Origin of the sequence: Rhodopila sp., assembly GCF_035548235.1 — a bacterium.
Lineage (GTDB): Bacteria > Pseudomonadota > Alphaproteobacteria > Acetobacterales > Acetobacteraceae > Rhodopila.
Genome location: NZ_DASZTJ010000108.1, coordinates 1 through 14982, shown reverse-complemented (window position 1 = coordinate 14982; position 14982 = coordinate 1). Strand labels below are relative to the sequence as shown.

The 14982-nt window shown below is 69.7% G+C and carries 15 protein-coding genes; 5 read left to right on the top strand and 10 right to left on the bottom strand.

What is annotated here, in order from left to right; all coding sequences use genetic code 11:
- Nucleotides 1-1027, top strand: a 1027-nt coding sequence (locus VHB27_RS09525; RefSeq protein WP_325599648.1) for a dihydrolipoyl dehydrogenase family protein, incomplete at its 5' end; no start/stop codon positions are given.
- Nucleotides 1028-1066: 39 nt separating this feature from the next.
- On the top strand, nt 1067-1978 hold the full coding sequence (locus VHB27_RS09520) for a patatin-like phospholipase family protein (RefSeq protein WP_325599646.1): 912 nt from the start codon (nt 1067-1069) through the stop codon (nt 1976-1978).
- Nucleotides 1979-2081: 103 nt separating this feature from the next.
- On the opposite strand, the gene VHB27_RS09515 is transcribed toward VHB27_RS09520, so the two are convergent.
- The 4 genes from VHB27_RS09515 to VHB27_RS09500 form a co-directional block, all read right to left on the bottom strand.
- Nucleotides 2082-2258, bottom strand: coding sequence for a hypothetical protein (locus VHB27_RS09515; RefSeq protein WP_325599644.1), 177 nt, complete (start codon nt 2256-2258; stop codon nt 2082-2084).
- A gap of 302 nt (nt 2259-2560) precedes the next feature.
- The gene (gene rpmB / locus VHB27_RS09510; protein WP_325599642.1) at nt 2561-2863 is read right to left on the bottom strand and encodes a 50S ribosomal protein L28; all 303 of its coding nucleotides are present in this window, start codon (nt 2861-2863) and stop codon (nt 2561-2563) included.
- Between the two features lie 136 nt (nt 2864-2999).
- Nucleotides 3000-3233, bottom strand: a complete 234-nt coding sequence (locus VHB27_RS09505) for a hypothetical protein (protein WP_325599639.1) — start codon at nt 3231-3233, stop codon at nt 3000-3002.
- Nucleotides 3234-3331: 98 nt separating this feature from the next.
- The gene (locus tag VHB27_RS09500) at nt 3332-5317 is read right to left on the bottom strand and encodes an ABCB family ABC transporter ATP-binding protein/permease (protein ID WP_325599637.1); all 1986 of its coding nucleotides are present in this window, start codon (nt 5315-5317) and stop codon (nt 3332-3334) included.
- A 49-nt stretch (nt 5318-5366) separates the two neighbouring features.
- Between VHB27_RS09500 and VHB27_RS09495 the strand changes: the two genes are divergently transcribed.
- Nucleotides 5367-6368, top strand: coding sequence for an NUDIX hydrolase (locus tag VHB27_RS09495; protein WP_325599635.1), 1002 nt, complete (start codon nt 5367-5369; stop codon nt 6366-6368).
- 16 nt (nt 6369-6384) lie between these two features.
- Here the strand turns inward: VHB27_RS09495 and VHB27_RS09490 are convergent, their stop codons facing one another.
- From VHB27_RS09490 to hisS, 4 genes are all read right to left on the bottom strand, one after another.
- Nucleotides 6385-6876, bottom strand: coding sequence for a DUF4167 domain-containing protein (locus tag VHB27_RS09490; RefSeq protein WP_408903987.1), 492 nt, complete (start codon nt 6874-6876; stop codon nt 6385-6387).
- 223 nt (nt 6877-7099) lie between these two features.
- Nucleotides 7100-7924 (bottom strand): peptide chain release factor N(5)-glutamine methyltransferase, encoded by an 825-nt coding sequence (prmC, locus tag VHB27_RS09485; RefSeq protein WP_325599650.1) that lies wholly within the window; start codon nt 7922-7924, stop codon nt 7100-7102.
- A 90-nt stretch (nt 7925-8014) separates the two neighbouring features.
- Nucleotides 8015-9070 (bottom strand): peptide chain release factor 1, encoded by a 1056-nt coding sequence (prfA, locus tag VHB27_RS09480; RefSeq protein ID WP_325599630.1) that lies wholly within the window; start codon nt 9068-9070, stop codon nt 8015-8017.
- Complete coding sequence (gene hisS, locus VHB27_RS09475; RefSeq protein ID WP_325599628.1) at nt 9067-10302, bottom strand: histidine--tRNA ligase; 1236 nt, start codon at nt 10300-10302, stop codon at nt 9067-9069. Before hisS ends, prfA begins: the two co-directional genes overlap by 4 nt.
- Nucleotides 10303-10499: 197 nt before the next feature.
- Between hisS and VHB27_RS09470 the strand changes: the two genes are divergently transcribed.
- Together VHB27_RS09470 and VHB27_RS09465 are read left to right on the top strand one after the other, a co-directional pair.
- Complete coding sequence (locus tag VHB27_RS09470; RefSeq protein WP_325599626.1) at nt 10500-11429, top strand: phytanoyl-CoA dioxygenase family protein; 930 nt, start codon at nt 10500-10502, stop codon at nt 11427-11429.
- 55 nt (nt 11430-11484) lie between these two features.
- On the top strand, nt 11485-12447 hold the full coding sequence (locus VHB27_RS09465; RefSeq protein ID WP_325599623.1) for a phytanoyl-CoA dioxygenase family protein: 963 nt from the start codon (nt 11485-11487) through the stop codon (nt 12445-12447).
- Nucleotides 12448-12594: 147 nt separating this feature from the next.
- Here VHB27_RS09465 and ispG read toward each other — a convergent pair whose 3' ends face one another.
- Entirely contained in the window at nt 12595-13722 is a 1128-nt protein-coding gene (ispG, locus tag VHB27_RS09460; RefSeq protein WP_325599621.1) for a flavodoxin-dependent (E)-4-hydroxy-3-methylbut-2-enyl-diphosphate synthase, read from the bottom strand.
- 83 nt (nt 13723-13805) lie between these two features.
- The gene (locus VHB27_RS09455) at nt 13806-14876 is read right to left on the bottom strand and encodes a helix-turn-helix domain-containing protein (RefSeq protein ID WP_325599619.1); all 1071 of its coding nucleotides are present in this window, start codon (nt 14874-14876) and stop codon (nt 13806-13808) included.
- Between the last annotated feature and the right edge of the window lie 106 nt (nt 14877-14982).

Genomic DNA, 14982 nt, shown 5'->3' with positions numbered 1-14982 from the left:
CGATGCCCGGCGCATCGTCATCGCCGCGGGCACGCGGGCGGCGGCGCCGGCGCTGGCCGGGCTGGCGGCGGTGCCGTACTGGACCAACGAGACCCTGTTCGACCTGGCGCAGCGACCGGACCACCTGCTGGTCCTGGGCGGCGGCCCCATCGGGCTGGAGATGGCCGACGCGTTCTCCGGCCTGGGATGCCGGGTCACGCTGGTCGAAGCAGACCGCGTCGCCGCACGCGAGGACCCGGAACTCGCCGAGGGCCTGCGCATGGCGCTGTCGTCGCGCGGCGTGGCGATCCATGAACGGGCGCAGGTCAGCCAGGTCGTGCCGGGACCGGCGCTGGTCCTGGCGGACGGGACGCGCATCGCCGGGTCGCACCTGCTGGTCGCGACCGGGCGGCGTCCGAATACCGAGGACCTCGACCTTCCCGCCGGCGATGTCCGCTTCGGGCCCGGCGGGATCGCCGTGGATGCCGGGCTGCGCAGCGTCAGCAACCGCCGGGTCTTCGCCGTCGGCGACATCGCCGATCCGGCCGGGACCGGGCCGCGCGCCTTCACCCATGTCGCCGGCTACCACGCCGCCATCGCCATCCGCCGCATCCTGTTCCACCTGCCGGCGCGGCTGGACTACGCGGCGCTGCCGCGCGTCACCTACACCGATCCGGAACTCGCGCAGACCGGTCTGACGGAAGCCGAGGCCCAGGCGGCCGGCCTCCATCCCCGCGTCCTGCGCTGGCCGCTCGCCGATAACGACCGAGCGGTGGCGGAGCGGGAGGGGGCGGGGCTGGTGAAGCTGGTGGTGAGCGGCAAGCGCCTGGTCGGCGCCGGCATCCTGGCGCCGCACGCGGGCGAGATGATCAGCCTCTACAGCCTCGCCATCAGCCGCCGCGTGCCGGTTTCCGCCCTGGCCGGGCTGGTCGTGCCGTATCCGACGCGGTCCGAGGCCGGCAAGCGCGCGGCGGGCAGCTTCTACACACCCGCGCTGTTTTCCGACCGGACCCGCAAGCTTGTTAAGGCTCTGTCCTGGCTGCCGTGATACACAGCCGGTTCGGCTTCGACGCGTGAATGATACGGAATGGCGAACGAGGATGAAAAGCCGCATGGCGGGCGCGTGGCGCTGGCCCTGCAGGGCGGCGGTGCGCATGGTGCGTTCGCCTGGGGCGTGCTGGACCGGCTGATGGAGCGGGGCCAGCGGATCGACGCGATCTGCGGCGTGTCGTCGGGGGCGCTGACCGGCGTCATGCTCGCCCAGGGCCTCGCCCGCGGCGGACCCGCCGCCGCTCGGGCCGAGATGCGGCGGCTGTGGCAGCGGGTCGCCAATGCCCATGCGTTCAGCCCGCTGCAGGCCGCGCCGCTGGAGCGCTGGCTGTGGGGCGATACGGACCTGTCGAACGGCATGATGTGGCAGGGCATGGAGATGGCGATGCGGCTGTTCAGCCCCGCGCAGATCAACCCGTTCGGCCATAACCCGGTCCGCCTGCTGGTGGACGACCTGCTGCAGCCGCATCTGCTGGCCAGCCCGGCCGCGCCGCGGCTGACCGTCGCGGCCACCGACGTCATGACGGGCCAGGCGGTGTTCTTCGGCAATGCGGACATCTCGGTGGAGGTGCTGTGCGCGACCGCCTGCCTGCCGCTGGTCTTCCCGGCGGTGGAGATCGACGGCCGCGCCTATTGGGACGGCGCCTATGCCGGCAACCCGCCGCTGGCGCCGCTGCTGTCGCCGCCGCCGGAGGAGCTGATCCTGGTCCGCGCGCAGGTCGGCCGCCGGCCGAGCGTGCCGATCACGCCGGCGGAGGTGACGGACCGGCTGAACGAGATCGCCTGCCAGAACGTGCTGGCGGCGGAACTGGCCGCCCTGCCGCCCACGATCCGGCTGCGCAGCTATGACGCGGACGAGGCGCTGATGCACCTGCCGATCTCATCGAAGTTCAACGGGGAGCAGGCGTTCCTGGCGGAGCTGTTCGAGGCCGGGCGCGCCGCGGCCTGACGCCCCTCGCGATCGCGCGATTCCGGGCGACTCCGCCCCCGGTCATCGTGCTCCCGGACGGACCCGTCATCGCGTCGCCCGGATGCTTCCGGGGTGCTGGGCGTCAGGCGGCGAGGTGGGAGGACAGCGCGGACTGGCCGACGGCGGCGTCGATCGCGTCGGCCTCGGCGTCCAAGTCGGCGGCGAGGTCCAGCAGCATCTGCGCCAGGCGCGCATCGTCGCCGCCCCGCGCCATCTCGCGGGCTGCCTTTGCTTTGGCTCTGAAATGCGCGGCGTCCACCTGATCCTCCTGGTCCGCCGCCAAAGTAGGGACGGGGAGGCGATCGGTGTCATCACGTCTGGGAGATCGGCGGCAGTTCGGGTGGGCTGTGGCGTACGCGATGCACTGGTGCCGCCTGCGTCGGTGCCGCCCGCGTCGCCGTCCGGGACAGCGTCCCCACCCCCATGCTCGTCCCATCCTGGTCATGGCCCGGCTCGACCGGGCCATCTCCCGCCCCTGAGGCATGGGACGGCCCGGTCGAGTCGGGCCATGACGGGGTCAGGGTGAGGGTGACGGGGTGGGGAGTGACGCGGGACCGGCGATCAGGCGGCCGCGGACTCCCGCCGTGCCTTCGCCTTCTCGATGCGGCGCTTCAGGACGCGCCCTTCGTCGGTCAGCTTGGTGCTCGGCGTGGACAGCAGATAGGCGTCGATGCCGCCGTTGTGCTCCACGGTGCGGATGCCGCGCGTCGACAGGCGCATCCGGACTTCATGGCCCAGAATGTCCGACAGCAGGGAGGTCACCTGCAGGTTCGGCAGGAAGCGGCGGCGGGTCTTGTTGTTGGCGTGGCTGACATTATTGCCGCTCAACACGCCCTTACCCATAATTTCACAGCGACGCGACATCGCGTATCGGTCCTCGGTCCAACTTGGAAGGCGCGGGTTATGGCCAGACCGGACCCGGCCGTCAAGCTTTCTGTGCCGGTTTCCGGTTTCGGCGCCTTTACGGGGCGCCCTTACTCGGCGCCCCTACTGGGCGCCCCTACTGGGCCTGCCGCCGCAGCTCTCCGCCGCGCACGCTGTCGATCGCGCTGGTCAGGATCCCCACGATCGACTCGTCCGGCATGGAGCGGGACAGCACCGCCAGCGACCCGCCCAGAAGGGCCGAGGCGATCTCGATCTCGCCGATGTTCTGGCTGATCATGTATTCGATCGCCTTGTCGATGATCGATCCGGCGTGGGACAGCGGCGTGCTGGGTTCGTTGTTCGGGTTCATGGTCTCTTCCTTCGCGTCAGGCGGCAACGCAGCCGGGGGCTGCCGGTTGGGGGCTGCCGGTTGGGGGCCGCCGGTTGGGGGTCGCCGGTTGTCCGGGGTCATCCCGGTACCAGGCCGGCGGATTCCACCGTCGGTTCGGCGGGCGGGTCCCCGGGTCGATCCCTGGCCTGGTCCCCGGCCTGGTCCCCGGCCTGGTCCCTGGCCCGATCCTTGGCCTCATCGGCGGGCAGGTCCCTGGACGCGGCCCCGGTCGGATCCAGGCCCAGCTCGATGGATTGCAGCGCCCACATCCGCGCATAGAGGCCGTGTCGGGCCAGCAATGCGGCATGTGTCCCCCGTTCGGCGATCGCGCCGTCCTGCAGGACGACGATCTCGTCCGCGTCGACCACGGTGGACAGGCGGTGCGCGATCACCAGCGTCGTGCGCTGCTGCGCGACCGCCCGCAGCGCCGCCTGGATGTCCTGCTCCGTCCGGGTGTCCAGGGCGCTGGTCGCCTCGTCCAGGATAAGGATGCGCGGGTCCTTCAGGATGGTCCGCGCGATCGCCACGCGCTGTTTTTCCCCGCCCGACAGCTTCAGGCCGCGCTCGCCCACCTTGGTGTCGTAGCCGTCCGGCAGGCCCAGCACGAAGTCGTGCACCTGCGCCAGGCGCGCGGCATGCTCGATCTCCGCCTGGGTCGCGCCCGGGCGGCCATAGGCGATGTTGTAGCGGATCGTGTCGTTGAACAGCACGGTGTCCTGCGGCACCACGCCGATGGCCTGGCGCAGGCTGTCCTGGGTCACGTCGCGGACATCGTGGCCGTCGATCAGGACGCGCCCGCCCGAGACGTCATAGAACCGGAACAGCAGGCGGCTGATCGTCGACTTGCCGGCGCCCGTGGGGCCGACGATCGCCAGCTTGCCGCCGGCGGGCACGCGGAAGCTGACGCCCTTCAGGATCGCGCGGTTGGGCTGGTAGCCGAAGCGGACGTCCTCGAACACCACCTCCCCGGCCGCGCCGTCGGACAGGCTGGCGGGCAGGGACAGCGCGCCGGGCTTGTCGACGACCTCCCGCTCCATGCGCAGCAGGGCGAACATCTGCTCCATGTCCACCAGGCCCTGCTTGATGGTCATGTAGACGACGCCGAGGAAGTTCAGCGGCTGGTAGAGCTGCATCAGGTAGGTGTTGACCACGACGAACTTGCCCACCGTCATCCAGCCCAGCCGCATGTCCGACGCGGCCAGCAGCATGATCGCGGTCAGGCCGAGCGCGATGATGAGCGCCTGGCCGAGGTTGAGCATGTTCAGGGACACCTGGACGCGCACCGCCGCCCGCTCGTAGCGCGCCAGCGCTTCGTCATAGCGGCGGGACTCGTGCGCCTCGTTGTTGAAATACTTGACGGTCTCGTAGTTCAGCAGGCTGTCCAGCGACTTCGAGGAGGCGTCGTTGTCGGTGTCGTTCATGGTGCGGCGGTAGCGGCCGCGCTTGCCGGCCAGTGCCGCCGTGAAGGCGACGTAGAGGACCACGGCGGCGAAGGTCACGGCGGCATAGCGCCAGTCGAACAGCCGCCAGATGATCGCCGTGACCAGCACCAGCTCCAGCGCCGTCGGCGCCACGTTGAACACCGCCAGCCGCAGCACCGACTGCATGCCCAGCGTGCCGCGGTCGATGATCCGCCCGAGGCCGCCGGTCTGGCGGTCGAGGTGGAAGCGCAGACTCAGCGCGTGCAGGTGGCGGAAGGTGCGCAGCGCCAGTTGCCGCACCGCGCGCTGCTGGACCGAGGCGAACAGCGCGTCCCGCAGCTCCCCGAAGGCGGCGGAGGCGACGCGGACGCCGCCATAGGCCAGGATCAGGGCGAGCGGTATGACGAACGCGGCCGCGTCCTTGGGCGCCAGCGCGTCGATGACCCGGCCGTACAGGATCGGCACGTAGACGGTTGCGACTTTGGCGAGCAGCATGAAGACAAGGGCCACGACCACCCGGACGCGGGCGGACCGGTTCCCGGCCGGCCAGAGGTAGGGCAGCAGGGACAGGATGGTCTGCCAGGTCGAGCGCTGGCCCGGGATCTGAATCGTCGGGGCCGGCGGTGGGCTGCTGCGTCTCATGATCCTGCACCATGTGGCACGCACATGAACGGTTGGAAAGGTAAGTCGCTTGGAAAACAGCACGAATTTCATGGCCGTGCCCAAGGCCGGGGACGGGGCGGGCGGCCTGGTGCGCCACCTGCGCGCCTGCCACAACGCGACCCTGCCCGGCGAGCGCCTGGCGTTCCGGATCGGCGCCGCGCGGGTCGGCTGGGTCCTGCCGGAGATCGCCGCCGCGCTGGCGGGACACCCCGCCGTGGACGTTGCCCCGGACGCTGCCCCTGACGCTGCCCCTGGCGCTGCCCCGGACGTTGCCCCTGACGCTGCCCTGGACGCTGCCCCTGACGCTGCCCCGGACGCTGTCCCTGGCGCTGCCCCTGGCGCTGCCCCGGACGTTGCCCCTGGCGCCGTGACGCTGCGCGACGGGGCGGCCCTGCCCGGCCTTGCGCGGGCCCTGGCGGGGCGTGGCCTGCTTCGCCTGCGCGGCGAGGCGTTCGACGTCCGCGCGACGGAAGACGGGCCGGTGCTGGGGCGGATCGATCGGGGCGCCATCCCGAAATTCGGCGTCCAGGCCGTCGGCGTGCACGTCAACGGCCTCGTCCGCACCCAAGACGGCCCCCATCTCTGGGTGGCCCGCCGCGCGCGGGACAAGCTGCTGGATCCGGGGAAGCTGGACCATGTGGTCGCCGGCGGCGTCCCGGCCGGGCTGGGTCCGTGGGAGACGCTGATCAAGGAAGCCGGCGAGGAAGCGGCGATCCCGCCGGCGCTGGCGGCGCAGGCCAAGCGCGTGGGCCGCATCAGCTATGCGATGGTGCGGGGCGAAGGGCTGCGCCGCGACCTGCTGTATTGCTACGACCTGGCGCTGCCGGCCGATTTCCGGCCGGTCCCGGCCGACGGGGAAGTGGAGGCGTTCGAGCTTTGGCCGATCGCCCGCGTCCTGGAGACGGTGCGCCGGAGCGACGACTTCAAGTTCAACGTCAACCTGGTGCTGATCGACCTGTTCATCCGCCTCGGCCTTGTCGAGGGGCCGGAGGCGGATGCGCTGCGCGCGGGCCTGTCAGCGCCGGATTGATCGGGGCTTCGCCCGATCAGACTTCCGGGGGGGCCGCGGCGATCGGGATGTCGCGGGTCTCGGGCTGCTCGCCCAGGCCGGGGCCGCGCGCTTCGGCGTCCTCGGTCTCGGCTGGCAGCGCGTCCTCGACGCCATTGGGACCCTCGCCGTTCTGGTATGGCCGGCGATGGCCGCCTTGCTGGCCGCCCGCGCCCTGGTTGGCCTGGTTCTGCTGGGCCGCCTGGTTCATCGCGTTCAGGATGCGGAAATAGTGTTCGGCGTGCTGGAAATACGCCTCTGCCGTCACCCGGTCGCCGCCGCTGGTCGCGTCGCGGCCGAGCTGGAGGTATTTCTCGAACAACTGCTGGGCGGTGCCGCGGATGCGGACATCCGGTCCGTTGCTGTCAAAGACATGGTTGCGGTTGAGAGGAATACCGCCCCCGGCATGGTGCCGTACGCCACCACCGGACCCGCCGCCTCCACCACCACCCTGGCGATGACCGCGGCCGCGCATTCTTTTCATATTCATTCGTTTGCCGTCGTGCTTTCCCATTGTGGGCAGGTTCGGGAGAAGGCAGGGCGTTTTTCGGCGCTGCCCGGGGGTTTCCCTGGCCTACCACGATCCATCGGCGTTGATGTTGACACGCGAAGGGGCAAAGACCGGCACCCTTCGCACCCGGGGACGCTGTAACACAGTACCCCTGTCACATTCTCACCCTATACAAGCAGGGCCGGGCTGCCAAACGGTTTTTTCAACAAATCCCGGTTCTGAGGACGAGCGCGCGGTCGATTCCGGCCAAATCCTGGTGAACGCGCGTATCGAGACCCAGTCCGGCGGCCAAAGCGGCAACAGTCGCCGCCTGTCCGGCGCCCAATTCCAGCACCGCCAGCCCGTCCGGCGCCAGGATGGCGCCGAGTCGCGGCAGGATGGTGCGATAGGCGTCGCAGCCGTCGGGTCCGCCATCCAGCGCCGAGCGGGGCTCGTGCTGCGCCACCTCGGGCATCAGGCCGGCGATGTCGCCGGCCGGGATGTAAGGCGGGTTGGAGACCACGACGTCGAACCGTCCGTCGAGCGGATCGGTCCAATCGCCTGCCACGAAATATGAGCGGTCGGACAGGCCATTCAACCCCGCATTGCGCCGCGCCAGGGCGGCAGCCGCGGGACTCCGGTCGATGCCGATGCCGATGGCGTCCGGATATTCGCTCAGCAGCGCCAGCAGCAGGCAGCCCGTGCCGGTTCCAAGGTCCAGGATGCGCGCCGGCGGCGCCTGCCGCTCCTTGAGCACGGCGCCGACCACGGTCTCGCTGTCGGCGCGCGGGATCAGCGTGGCCGGTGAGACGCACAGGTCCAGGGTCCAGAACCCTTGATGGCCGAGGATGAGGGCCATGGGCTCGCGCGCGGCGCGGCGGGCGAGCAGGGCGCGGAACGGGTCCGGCGGAACAGGGCGGTTCGGGTCCCGGATCAGCTCGGTCGCCGGCACGCCCAGCGCGTGGGCGAGGAGGAGGCGGGCCTCCCGGCGCGGGTCGTCGGCGATGCCGGCCAGGCGTTGGGCGCCGGCCCGGAGCAGGGCGGCGATGGGTTCCCGGGCGGGTTCCGGGGCGGGTTCCGGGGCGTGCGGAGGCGCGGTCACCTCAGTGGATGGCCGGCCTGCGCTGACCACCCGTCCTCACTCCTCGGCCGCAAGGCGCGCCGCCTGGTCTTCCGCGGTCAGGGCGTCGATGAACTCGTCCAGGTCGCCCTGCATCACGCGGTCGATCTTGTAGAGCGTCAGGTTGATCCGGTGGTCCGACACCCGTCCCTGGGGGAAGTTGTAGGTGCGGATGCGCTCGCTGCGATCGCCGGTCCCCACCTGGGACTTGCGGTCCGCCGCCCGGGCCGCGTGGGCGGCGGCGCGCTGCTGCTCGTACAGGCGCGCCCGCAGGATCTTCATCGCCTTGGCGCGGTTCTTGTGCTGGCTCTTCTCCTCCTGCATCGCCACCACGATCCCGGTCGGGACATGGGTGATCCGCACCGCGCTCTCGGTCTTGTTGACGTGCTGCCCGCCGGCGCCCGAGGCGCGGTAGACGTCGATCCGCAGGTCACCTTCGTCGATGTCGACATCGACGTCCTCGGCCTCCGGCAGCACCGCGACCGTGACGGTGGAGGTGTGGATACGGCCCTGGCTCTCGGTCGCCGGCACGCGCTGCACGCGGTGGACGCCGGACTCGTATTTCAGCCGGGCGAAGACGTTGCGGCCGGTGATCTCGGCCATCGCGTCCTTGATGCCGCCCAGGCCGGTGTCGCCGTATTCCAGGATCTCGAACCGCCAGCCCTTCTGGTCGGCATATTTCTGGTACATCGCGAACAGCTCGGCGGCGAACAGGCCGGCCTCGTCGCCACCGGCGGCGGGACGGATCTCCAGGATCGCCGACCGCGCATCGGCCTCGTCCTTGGGCAGCAGCGCCAGGCGCAGCTCGTGTTCCAGCGCCGGGATGCGGTCCTTCAGGTCGTACAGCTCCGCCTCGGCCAGCTCCTTCATCTCGGGGTCGGCCAGCAGCGATTCCGCCTCGTCGCGCGCCCGTTCGGCATCCCGCAGGTCGCCGATCCGCGCGACCACCGGTTCGATGTCCGCCAGCTCGCGGGAGGCCTTGACGAAGGCCTCGCCGCCGATGCCCTCTGCGAGCATGGCGCGCAGCTCGTCCGCGCGCGCGGCGATCCGGTCGAGTTTATGGTCCAGCTTCATCTTAGTTTCGATACGATATCGGCAAAGGGGACGGCCGACTGCGCGCCGGTGCCAAGGTCCTTCACCTGGGCGTGGCCCGCCGCGAGGTCGTCGGCGCCGACGATCACCGCCGCCCGGGCGCCCGCCTTGTTGGCCCGCTCCATCCGCCGCTTCAGGTTTCCCCGATAGGCCATTTCCGCCCGGACGCCGCCGGCGCGCAGGGCCTGCAGGATTTCCACCGCCTTGGCCTCGGCCGCGTCGCCGATCGGGATGACGGCGACCGGGGCCGGGGCCGGGGGGGCCGCGTCCAGCAGCATGGCCAGGCGCTCGATCCCCGCGGCCCAGCCGACGGCGGGGGTGGCGGGGCCGCCCATCTCGGCCACCAGCCCGTCATAGCGGCCGCCGGCCATGACCGTGCCCTGGGCACCCAGCTTGGCGGTGACGAACTCGAAGGCGGTGTGGCCGTAATAGTCGAGGCCGCGGACGATCCGCGGGTTCTCCACGAACGGCACGCCGAAGGCCGCCAGGTGCGCGCGCAGCTTGTCCCAGAAGCCGCGGGCGGCGTCGGTCAGGTACGGCTCGATCGTCGGCGCGCCGGCGACGATGCGGCGGTCGCCTTCGTCCTTGCTGTCCAGGATGCGCAGCGGGTTGCGTTCCAGCCGCATCAGGCTGTCCTTGGACAGCCGTTCCCGATGATCGGTGAAGTAGCCGACCAGCGCGGCGCGGTAGGCGTCGCGGGAGTCCTTGTCGCCCAGCGTGTTGAGTTCCAGCACGATGTCCGACGCGACGCCCAGGGCCTGCAGGATGGCCCAGCCGCAGGCAACCACCTCGGCATCCGCCAGCGGTTCGGCCGGTCCGATCAGCTCCGTGCCGATCTGGTGGAACTGGCGGTAGCGGCCCTTCTGCGGCCGCTCGTAACGGAACATCGGGCCGGCATAGAACACTTTCTGCGGCAGGCTCTGCGTCAGCCCGTTGGTCACCAGCGCGCGGCAGACGCCGGCCGTGCCCTCGGGACGCAGGGTGACGCTGTCGCCGCCGCGATCCTCAAACGTATACATCTCCTTGGTGACGACGTCTGAGGTCTCGCCCAGGGTGCGGGCGAAGACGCGGGTATCCTCGAAGATCGGGGTGATCCATTCGTCGAAGCCATAGACGGCGGCGATGTCGCGGGCGATGCTGGCCACCTGGTGGAAGCGGCGCATCTCCTCGCCGATCAGGTCGTGGGTGCCGCGGGCGGGCTGGAGTTCGCTCAAGACTCTGGGGTCCTTGGTGGAGGGCCGGAAGGTGGGTGATCGCGCCAGTATATAGGCGGACGGTCCGCCGCAAGCTACTCGCGATGGCGTGCCGGCGGCGTCCCGGGATCGTTGAACCGGCCATTTGTCCAGCCTATACCGGTGCGGAACGGGTTGGGGAGGCAGCGATGTGGGCGGCGGCTGGCGATGATTGCGGCATGGAGCCTCTCTGGACCGACAGACCGGACGCCACCGCTCGGCTGGAGGCGCTGTACAAAGGCCGGAAGATCCGCAAGGCGGAGCGTGACGACCTCGCGCATTTCATCGAGCACGGCTGGATCATCTGGCGCAACGCGATCGAACCCGAACTGATCGACGCGTTCGTGCGCGACATCCGTGGCTACCATGAGCATCCGGAGAAATTCGTCACCACCAACCACCGCCAGGGGCAGAGCAAGCTGAAACTATCCGGATCGACGCCGGACCGGTTCGAGAGCCTGTTCGACCTTTACGTCAACCTGCCCAGCGCCCTTGCGGTGTGCCTGCATTCGCGGATCGTCCGGTTCCTGACGCTGGTGTTCGAATCGAAGCCGGTGGCGATGCAGCAGCTTCTGTTCCAGCGCAGCAACATGCATGCGGTGCACCAGGACACCTCGGTGGTCGCGGTGCAGGAGATCCTGCAGCTCGCCGCGAGCTGGATCGCGCTGGAGGACGTGGTGGAAGGCAGCGGCGAGCTGGCCTTTTTCGACCGCAGCCATAAGCTGCCGCACTACCTGTTCAAGAACGGCACCAAGCGGATCAACTGGATCGAGGACGATCACGCCGTTTATGCCAAGGCGCTGGAGGATGCGTGCCGGAAGGCCGGCTACGAATACCAGCGCTTCCTGGCGAAGAAGGGCGACGTGCTGATCTGGTCTGCCGACCTTGTGCATCTGAGCCATCCGCGCAGGCTGCCGGAGGACACCAGCCGGCTGTCCTGCGTAACGCATTACCATCCCGAGACGACCTATCCGTTCTGGTTCCATTACCACAAGGACCATCACACCATCCTTCCGTATGAGGACCGCGCGTTTTATGTCAGCATGCACTACCTGCTGAACGAGGCTGGTTCGGGGATGCTTCGGCCGCACTCCTCGATGGTCGGCTGATCGGGAAATCGGTAGGCTCCTTCTAGATGGATGCCGACGGACAGGAGGGACGGCGATGTGGGCGCAAGCCGGCGACGATTGCGGGATGAAGACGCTGTGGACGGACCGGCCCGACGCCCTCGACCACCTCGAGGCGCTCTACAAGGCGCGCCGGGTCCGCAAGGCCGAGCGGGACGAGCTTGCGCATTACATCGAGCACGGCTGGATCATCTGGCGCCAGGCGATCGAGCCGGCGCTGATCGATCGTTTCGCGCACGATATCCGCTTCCACCATGAGCATCCGGGCATGTTCATGACCACCAACCACCGGTCCGGTCAATCTCGTATGAAACGATCCGGATCGGAACCCGAGCATTTCGAGAGCTTGTTCGATCTTTACGTCAACCTTCCGTCTGCGCGGGAAGTCTGTCTGCACAAGCGGATTTCCCGTTTCCTGTCGTTGGTTTTCGAGGCCAAGCCGGTCGCCATGCAGCAATTGCTGTTCCAGCGCAGCAACGGACACCAGGTACACCAGGACACCTCGGTCGTGACGGTAGAGGACCCGCTTCTGCTGGCGGCCAGCTGGATCGCGCTGGAAGACGTGCGGGAGGGCAGCGGCGAACTCGCTTTCTACGATCGCAGCCACCGCCTGCCGCACTATCTGTTTTCAGATAAGACGAAACGGCTGAACTTCGCCGTCGACGACCAGCAGGCCTATGCGGCGGAGCTGGAGGATGCCTGCCGCCGGCAGGGTTTCGACTACCAGCGCTTCATGGCGAAGAAAGGCGACGTGCTGATCTGGGCCGCCGACCTCGTGCATCGCAGCCATCCCCGCTCGATGGCGGAGGATACCAGCCGGTTATCCTGCGTGACACATTATCATCCGGCGACGACGGAGCCGTTCTGGTTCCGCTTCCATCCCGATCGCCGGACGATCAGGCCGTTCCGCGACCGCGGGGCGTACGTAAGCTGCCACTATCCGCTGGAGCGGGCGGGGAAGGGGATGATGGCACCGGAGTCCGGCCTGATCGACGGATAGGAGCGACGACCCGGCCTGCCAGGGCCCATGGCGACCTCTCTCCCGTCATGGCCCGGCTCGATCGAGCCATCTTCCTTCCCCTGAAGCGCGCGGGATGGCCCGGTCGAGCCGGGCCATGGCGAGGGAGGAGAGGGCGGGTCCCGGTCGTTACTCCGCCGCCAGCTTCTCGGCCTCTTTCGCTGCTTTCAGCTCCGCCGCCTTGGCTTCGACCAGTTCGACGATGTGGTCGATCATGCTCGCGCCTTCGATCGTGTGGTCGGTCTTGCCGGCGTGATAGACCATGTGGCGGCCGTTGCCGCCGCCGGTCACGCCGATATCGGTCATCAGCGCCTCGCCGGGGCCGTTCACGACGCAGCCGATGATCGACAGGGTCATCGGCGTCTCGATATGGCCCAGGCGTTCTTCCAGGGTCTGCACCGTCTCGATCACGTTGAAGCCCTGGCGCGCGCAGGACGGGCAGGAGATCACCTTCACGCCGCGATGGCGCAGGCCCAGCGACTTCAGGATGTCCCAGCCGACCCGGACCTCTTCCTCCGGCTCGTCGGACAGCGACACGCGCATCGTGTCGCCGATGCCGGCCCAGAGCAGGGAGCCGAGGCCGATCGAGGACTTCACCGTCCCCATCCGCCGGCCGCCGGCCTCGGTGATGCCGATATGCAGCGGGTGGTCGCAGACTTCGGCAAGCTGCTGATAGGCGGCGACGGCCAGGAAGACGTCCGACGCCTTCACGCTGATCTTGAAGTCGTGGAAGTCGTGCTGCTGCAGGATGTTGGCGTGGTACAGCGCGCTTTCGACCAGGGCTTCCGGGTTCGGCTCGCCGTATTTCTCCAGCAGGTGCTTCTCCAGCGAGCCGGCGTTGACGCCGATGCGCATGCTGCAGCCGTGGTCGCGCGCGGCCTTCACGACCTCTTTCACCCGCTCGTCGCTGCCGATGTTGCCGGGGTTGATCCGCAGGCAGGCGGCGCCGCTCTCGGCGGCTTCCAGCGCGCGGCGGTAGTGGAAGTGGATGTCGGCCACGATCGGCACGTTGACCTGCGGCACGATCTGCTTCAGCGCCAGCGCCGATTCCTGGTCGGGGCAGGAGACGCGGACGATGTCGACGCCCGCTGCCTCGGCCCGCTTGATCTGCGCGACGGTGGCGGCGACGTCGTGCGTCAGCGTGTTGGTCATCGTCTGCACCGAGATCGGGGCGCCGTCGCCCACCGGCACGTTGCCCACGTAGACCCGGCGCGACTTGCGCCGGAGGATCTCCTGATACGGGCGATAGGCGGTCATGCGATTCTCCTGTTCGGCGGGGCGCAACGGCGCCGCCACATCCGCGTCCGGTGTCCTATTATGGGGTGTGGCCGGGAAATCCGCTACTGGCGCGGGCGCGACGAGGCAAGTTGCGAATTGGTGACAGGCGCGAGCTTGCCGTCATGGATCTGGTCGACGTCCAGCGGCAGGTCGCGCCGGACCACGCCGGAGCCGCCGAGGCTCGCGGTCATGGCGCCGTCCAGCAGGATGTCGGTTCCGGCGGCGTTGCCCGTGGTCAGCAGCAGGTCGCCGCGCGGCGGGACGGCCCAGGTCTCGCCCGGCTTCAGCACCCGGTTCAGCAGCACGGCGCCGGATTTGTCCTTGACCAGCAGCCAGGCCGGCGCCGAGGCGCGGATGACGATCCGGCTGTCATCGGGCGACGGGACCGGCTGCGCGGCTGCGGCCATGGTCGGGGAAAGCCCTGCCGCCGGGTTGGCCGACGACGCGTCCCTGTCCGGTCCCTGCACCGAGGCGGCGGCGGCCGAAGTGGGTGAAATGGCGGGCGGCTGGGTCTGCGGCTCGTTTGGCGCCGGCAGGGTCTTCGACGCGCCGTCGGCACCGGACTCGGCCATCATCACCGGTCCGCCGGAGGAGGTGCCGGGCCGGGCGGTGGCCGGCGCGGCGGTCGGACCGGACGCGGGGGGAACGGTCGGCGGGATCGCCTGCTCCGCCAGCGGGGCGAGGCGTTCGGGGACGGGCACCACGGCCTCGGCGGGCAGGCGTCCATCGGCGGAGAGGCGATACCAGCCCACATAGGCGCCGACGGCCAGGACGAGGCCCAGCAGCACGACGGCGCCGGCGGGCAGGCCGCGCTCCGGCACCGGGGCGGGGAAGACCAGCTCCGGACGGGCGGTTGCCTCCCCCGTCTCGGTGCGGAAGCGGCGGACCGACTCTTCGGGGTCCAGGCCCAGGGCGCGTGCATAGGTGCGCACGAAGGCCAGGGCGTAGGCATGGCCGGGGAGCATGGACAGCCGCCCCTCCTCCAGCGCTTCCAGGTGGACCCTGCGGATGCGCAATTCCTGCGCGAGCGCGTCCAGCGACCAGCCCAGCCGCTCGCGCGCTGCGCGGAGGTCGGCCCCGGCGCGGGGAGCGTCAGGCTCGTTTGACGTTGCGGGCGTGACGGTTGACATCATTCGCCGACTTTCAACCAGCTTAGACCTGCTGTCCTGCAGCACTGGCGCCCCGTTCTGATCCCGTTCCGATGCTGGTGTCCTTGACCGCGGCGGGTGGGGCCGAGGT

Bases quoted from the DNA above. Each gene is read 5' to 3' on its own strand.
- VHB27_RS09520 (WP_325599646.1), top strand. From the start codon at position 1,067: ATGGCGAACGAGGATGAAAAGCCGCATGGCGGGCGCGTGGCGCTGGCC.
- rpmB (WP_325599642.1), bottom strand. From the start codon at position 2,863: ATGTCGCGTCGCTGTGAAATTATGGGTAAGGGCGTGTTGAGCGGCAAT.
- VHB27_RS09505 (WP_325599639.1), bottom strand. From the start codon at position 3,233: ATGAACCCGAACAACGAACCCAGCACGCCGCTGTCCCACGCCGGATCG.
- VHB27_RS09500 (WP_325599637.1), bottom strand. From the start codon at position 5,317: ATGAGACGCAGCAGCCCACCGCCGGCCCCGACGATTCAGATCCCGGGC.
- VHB27_RS09490 (WP_408903987.1), bottom strand. From the start codon at position 6,876: ATGAATATGAAAAGAATGCGCGGCCGCGGTCATCGCCAGGGTGGTGGT.
- prfA (WP_325599630.1), bottom strand. From the start codon at position 9,070: ATGAAGCTGGACCATAAACTCGACCGGATCGCCGCGCGCGCGGACGAG.
- VHB27_RS09470 (WP_325599626.1), top strand. From the start codon at position 10,500: ATGGAGCCTCTCTGGACCGACAGACCGGACGCCACCGCTCGGCTGGAG.
- VHB27_RS09465 (WP_325599623.1), top strand. From the start codon at position 11,485: ATGTGGGCGCAAGCCGGCGACGATTGCGGGATGAAGACGCTGTGGACG.
- ispG (WP_325599621.1), bottom strand. From the start codon at position 13,722: ATGACCGCCTATCGCCCGTATCAGGAGATCCTCCGGCGCAAGTCGCGC.
- VHB27_RS09455 (WP_325599619.1), bottom strand. From the start codon at position 14,876: ATGATGTCAACCGTCACGCCCGCAACGTCAAACGAGCCTGACGCTCCC.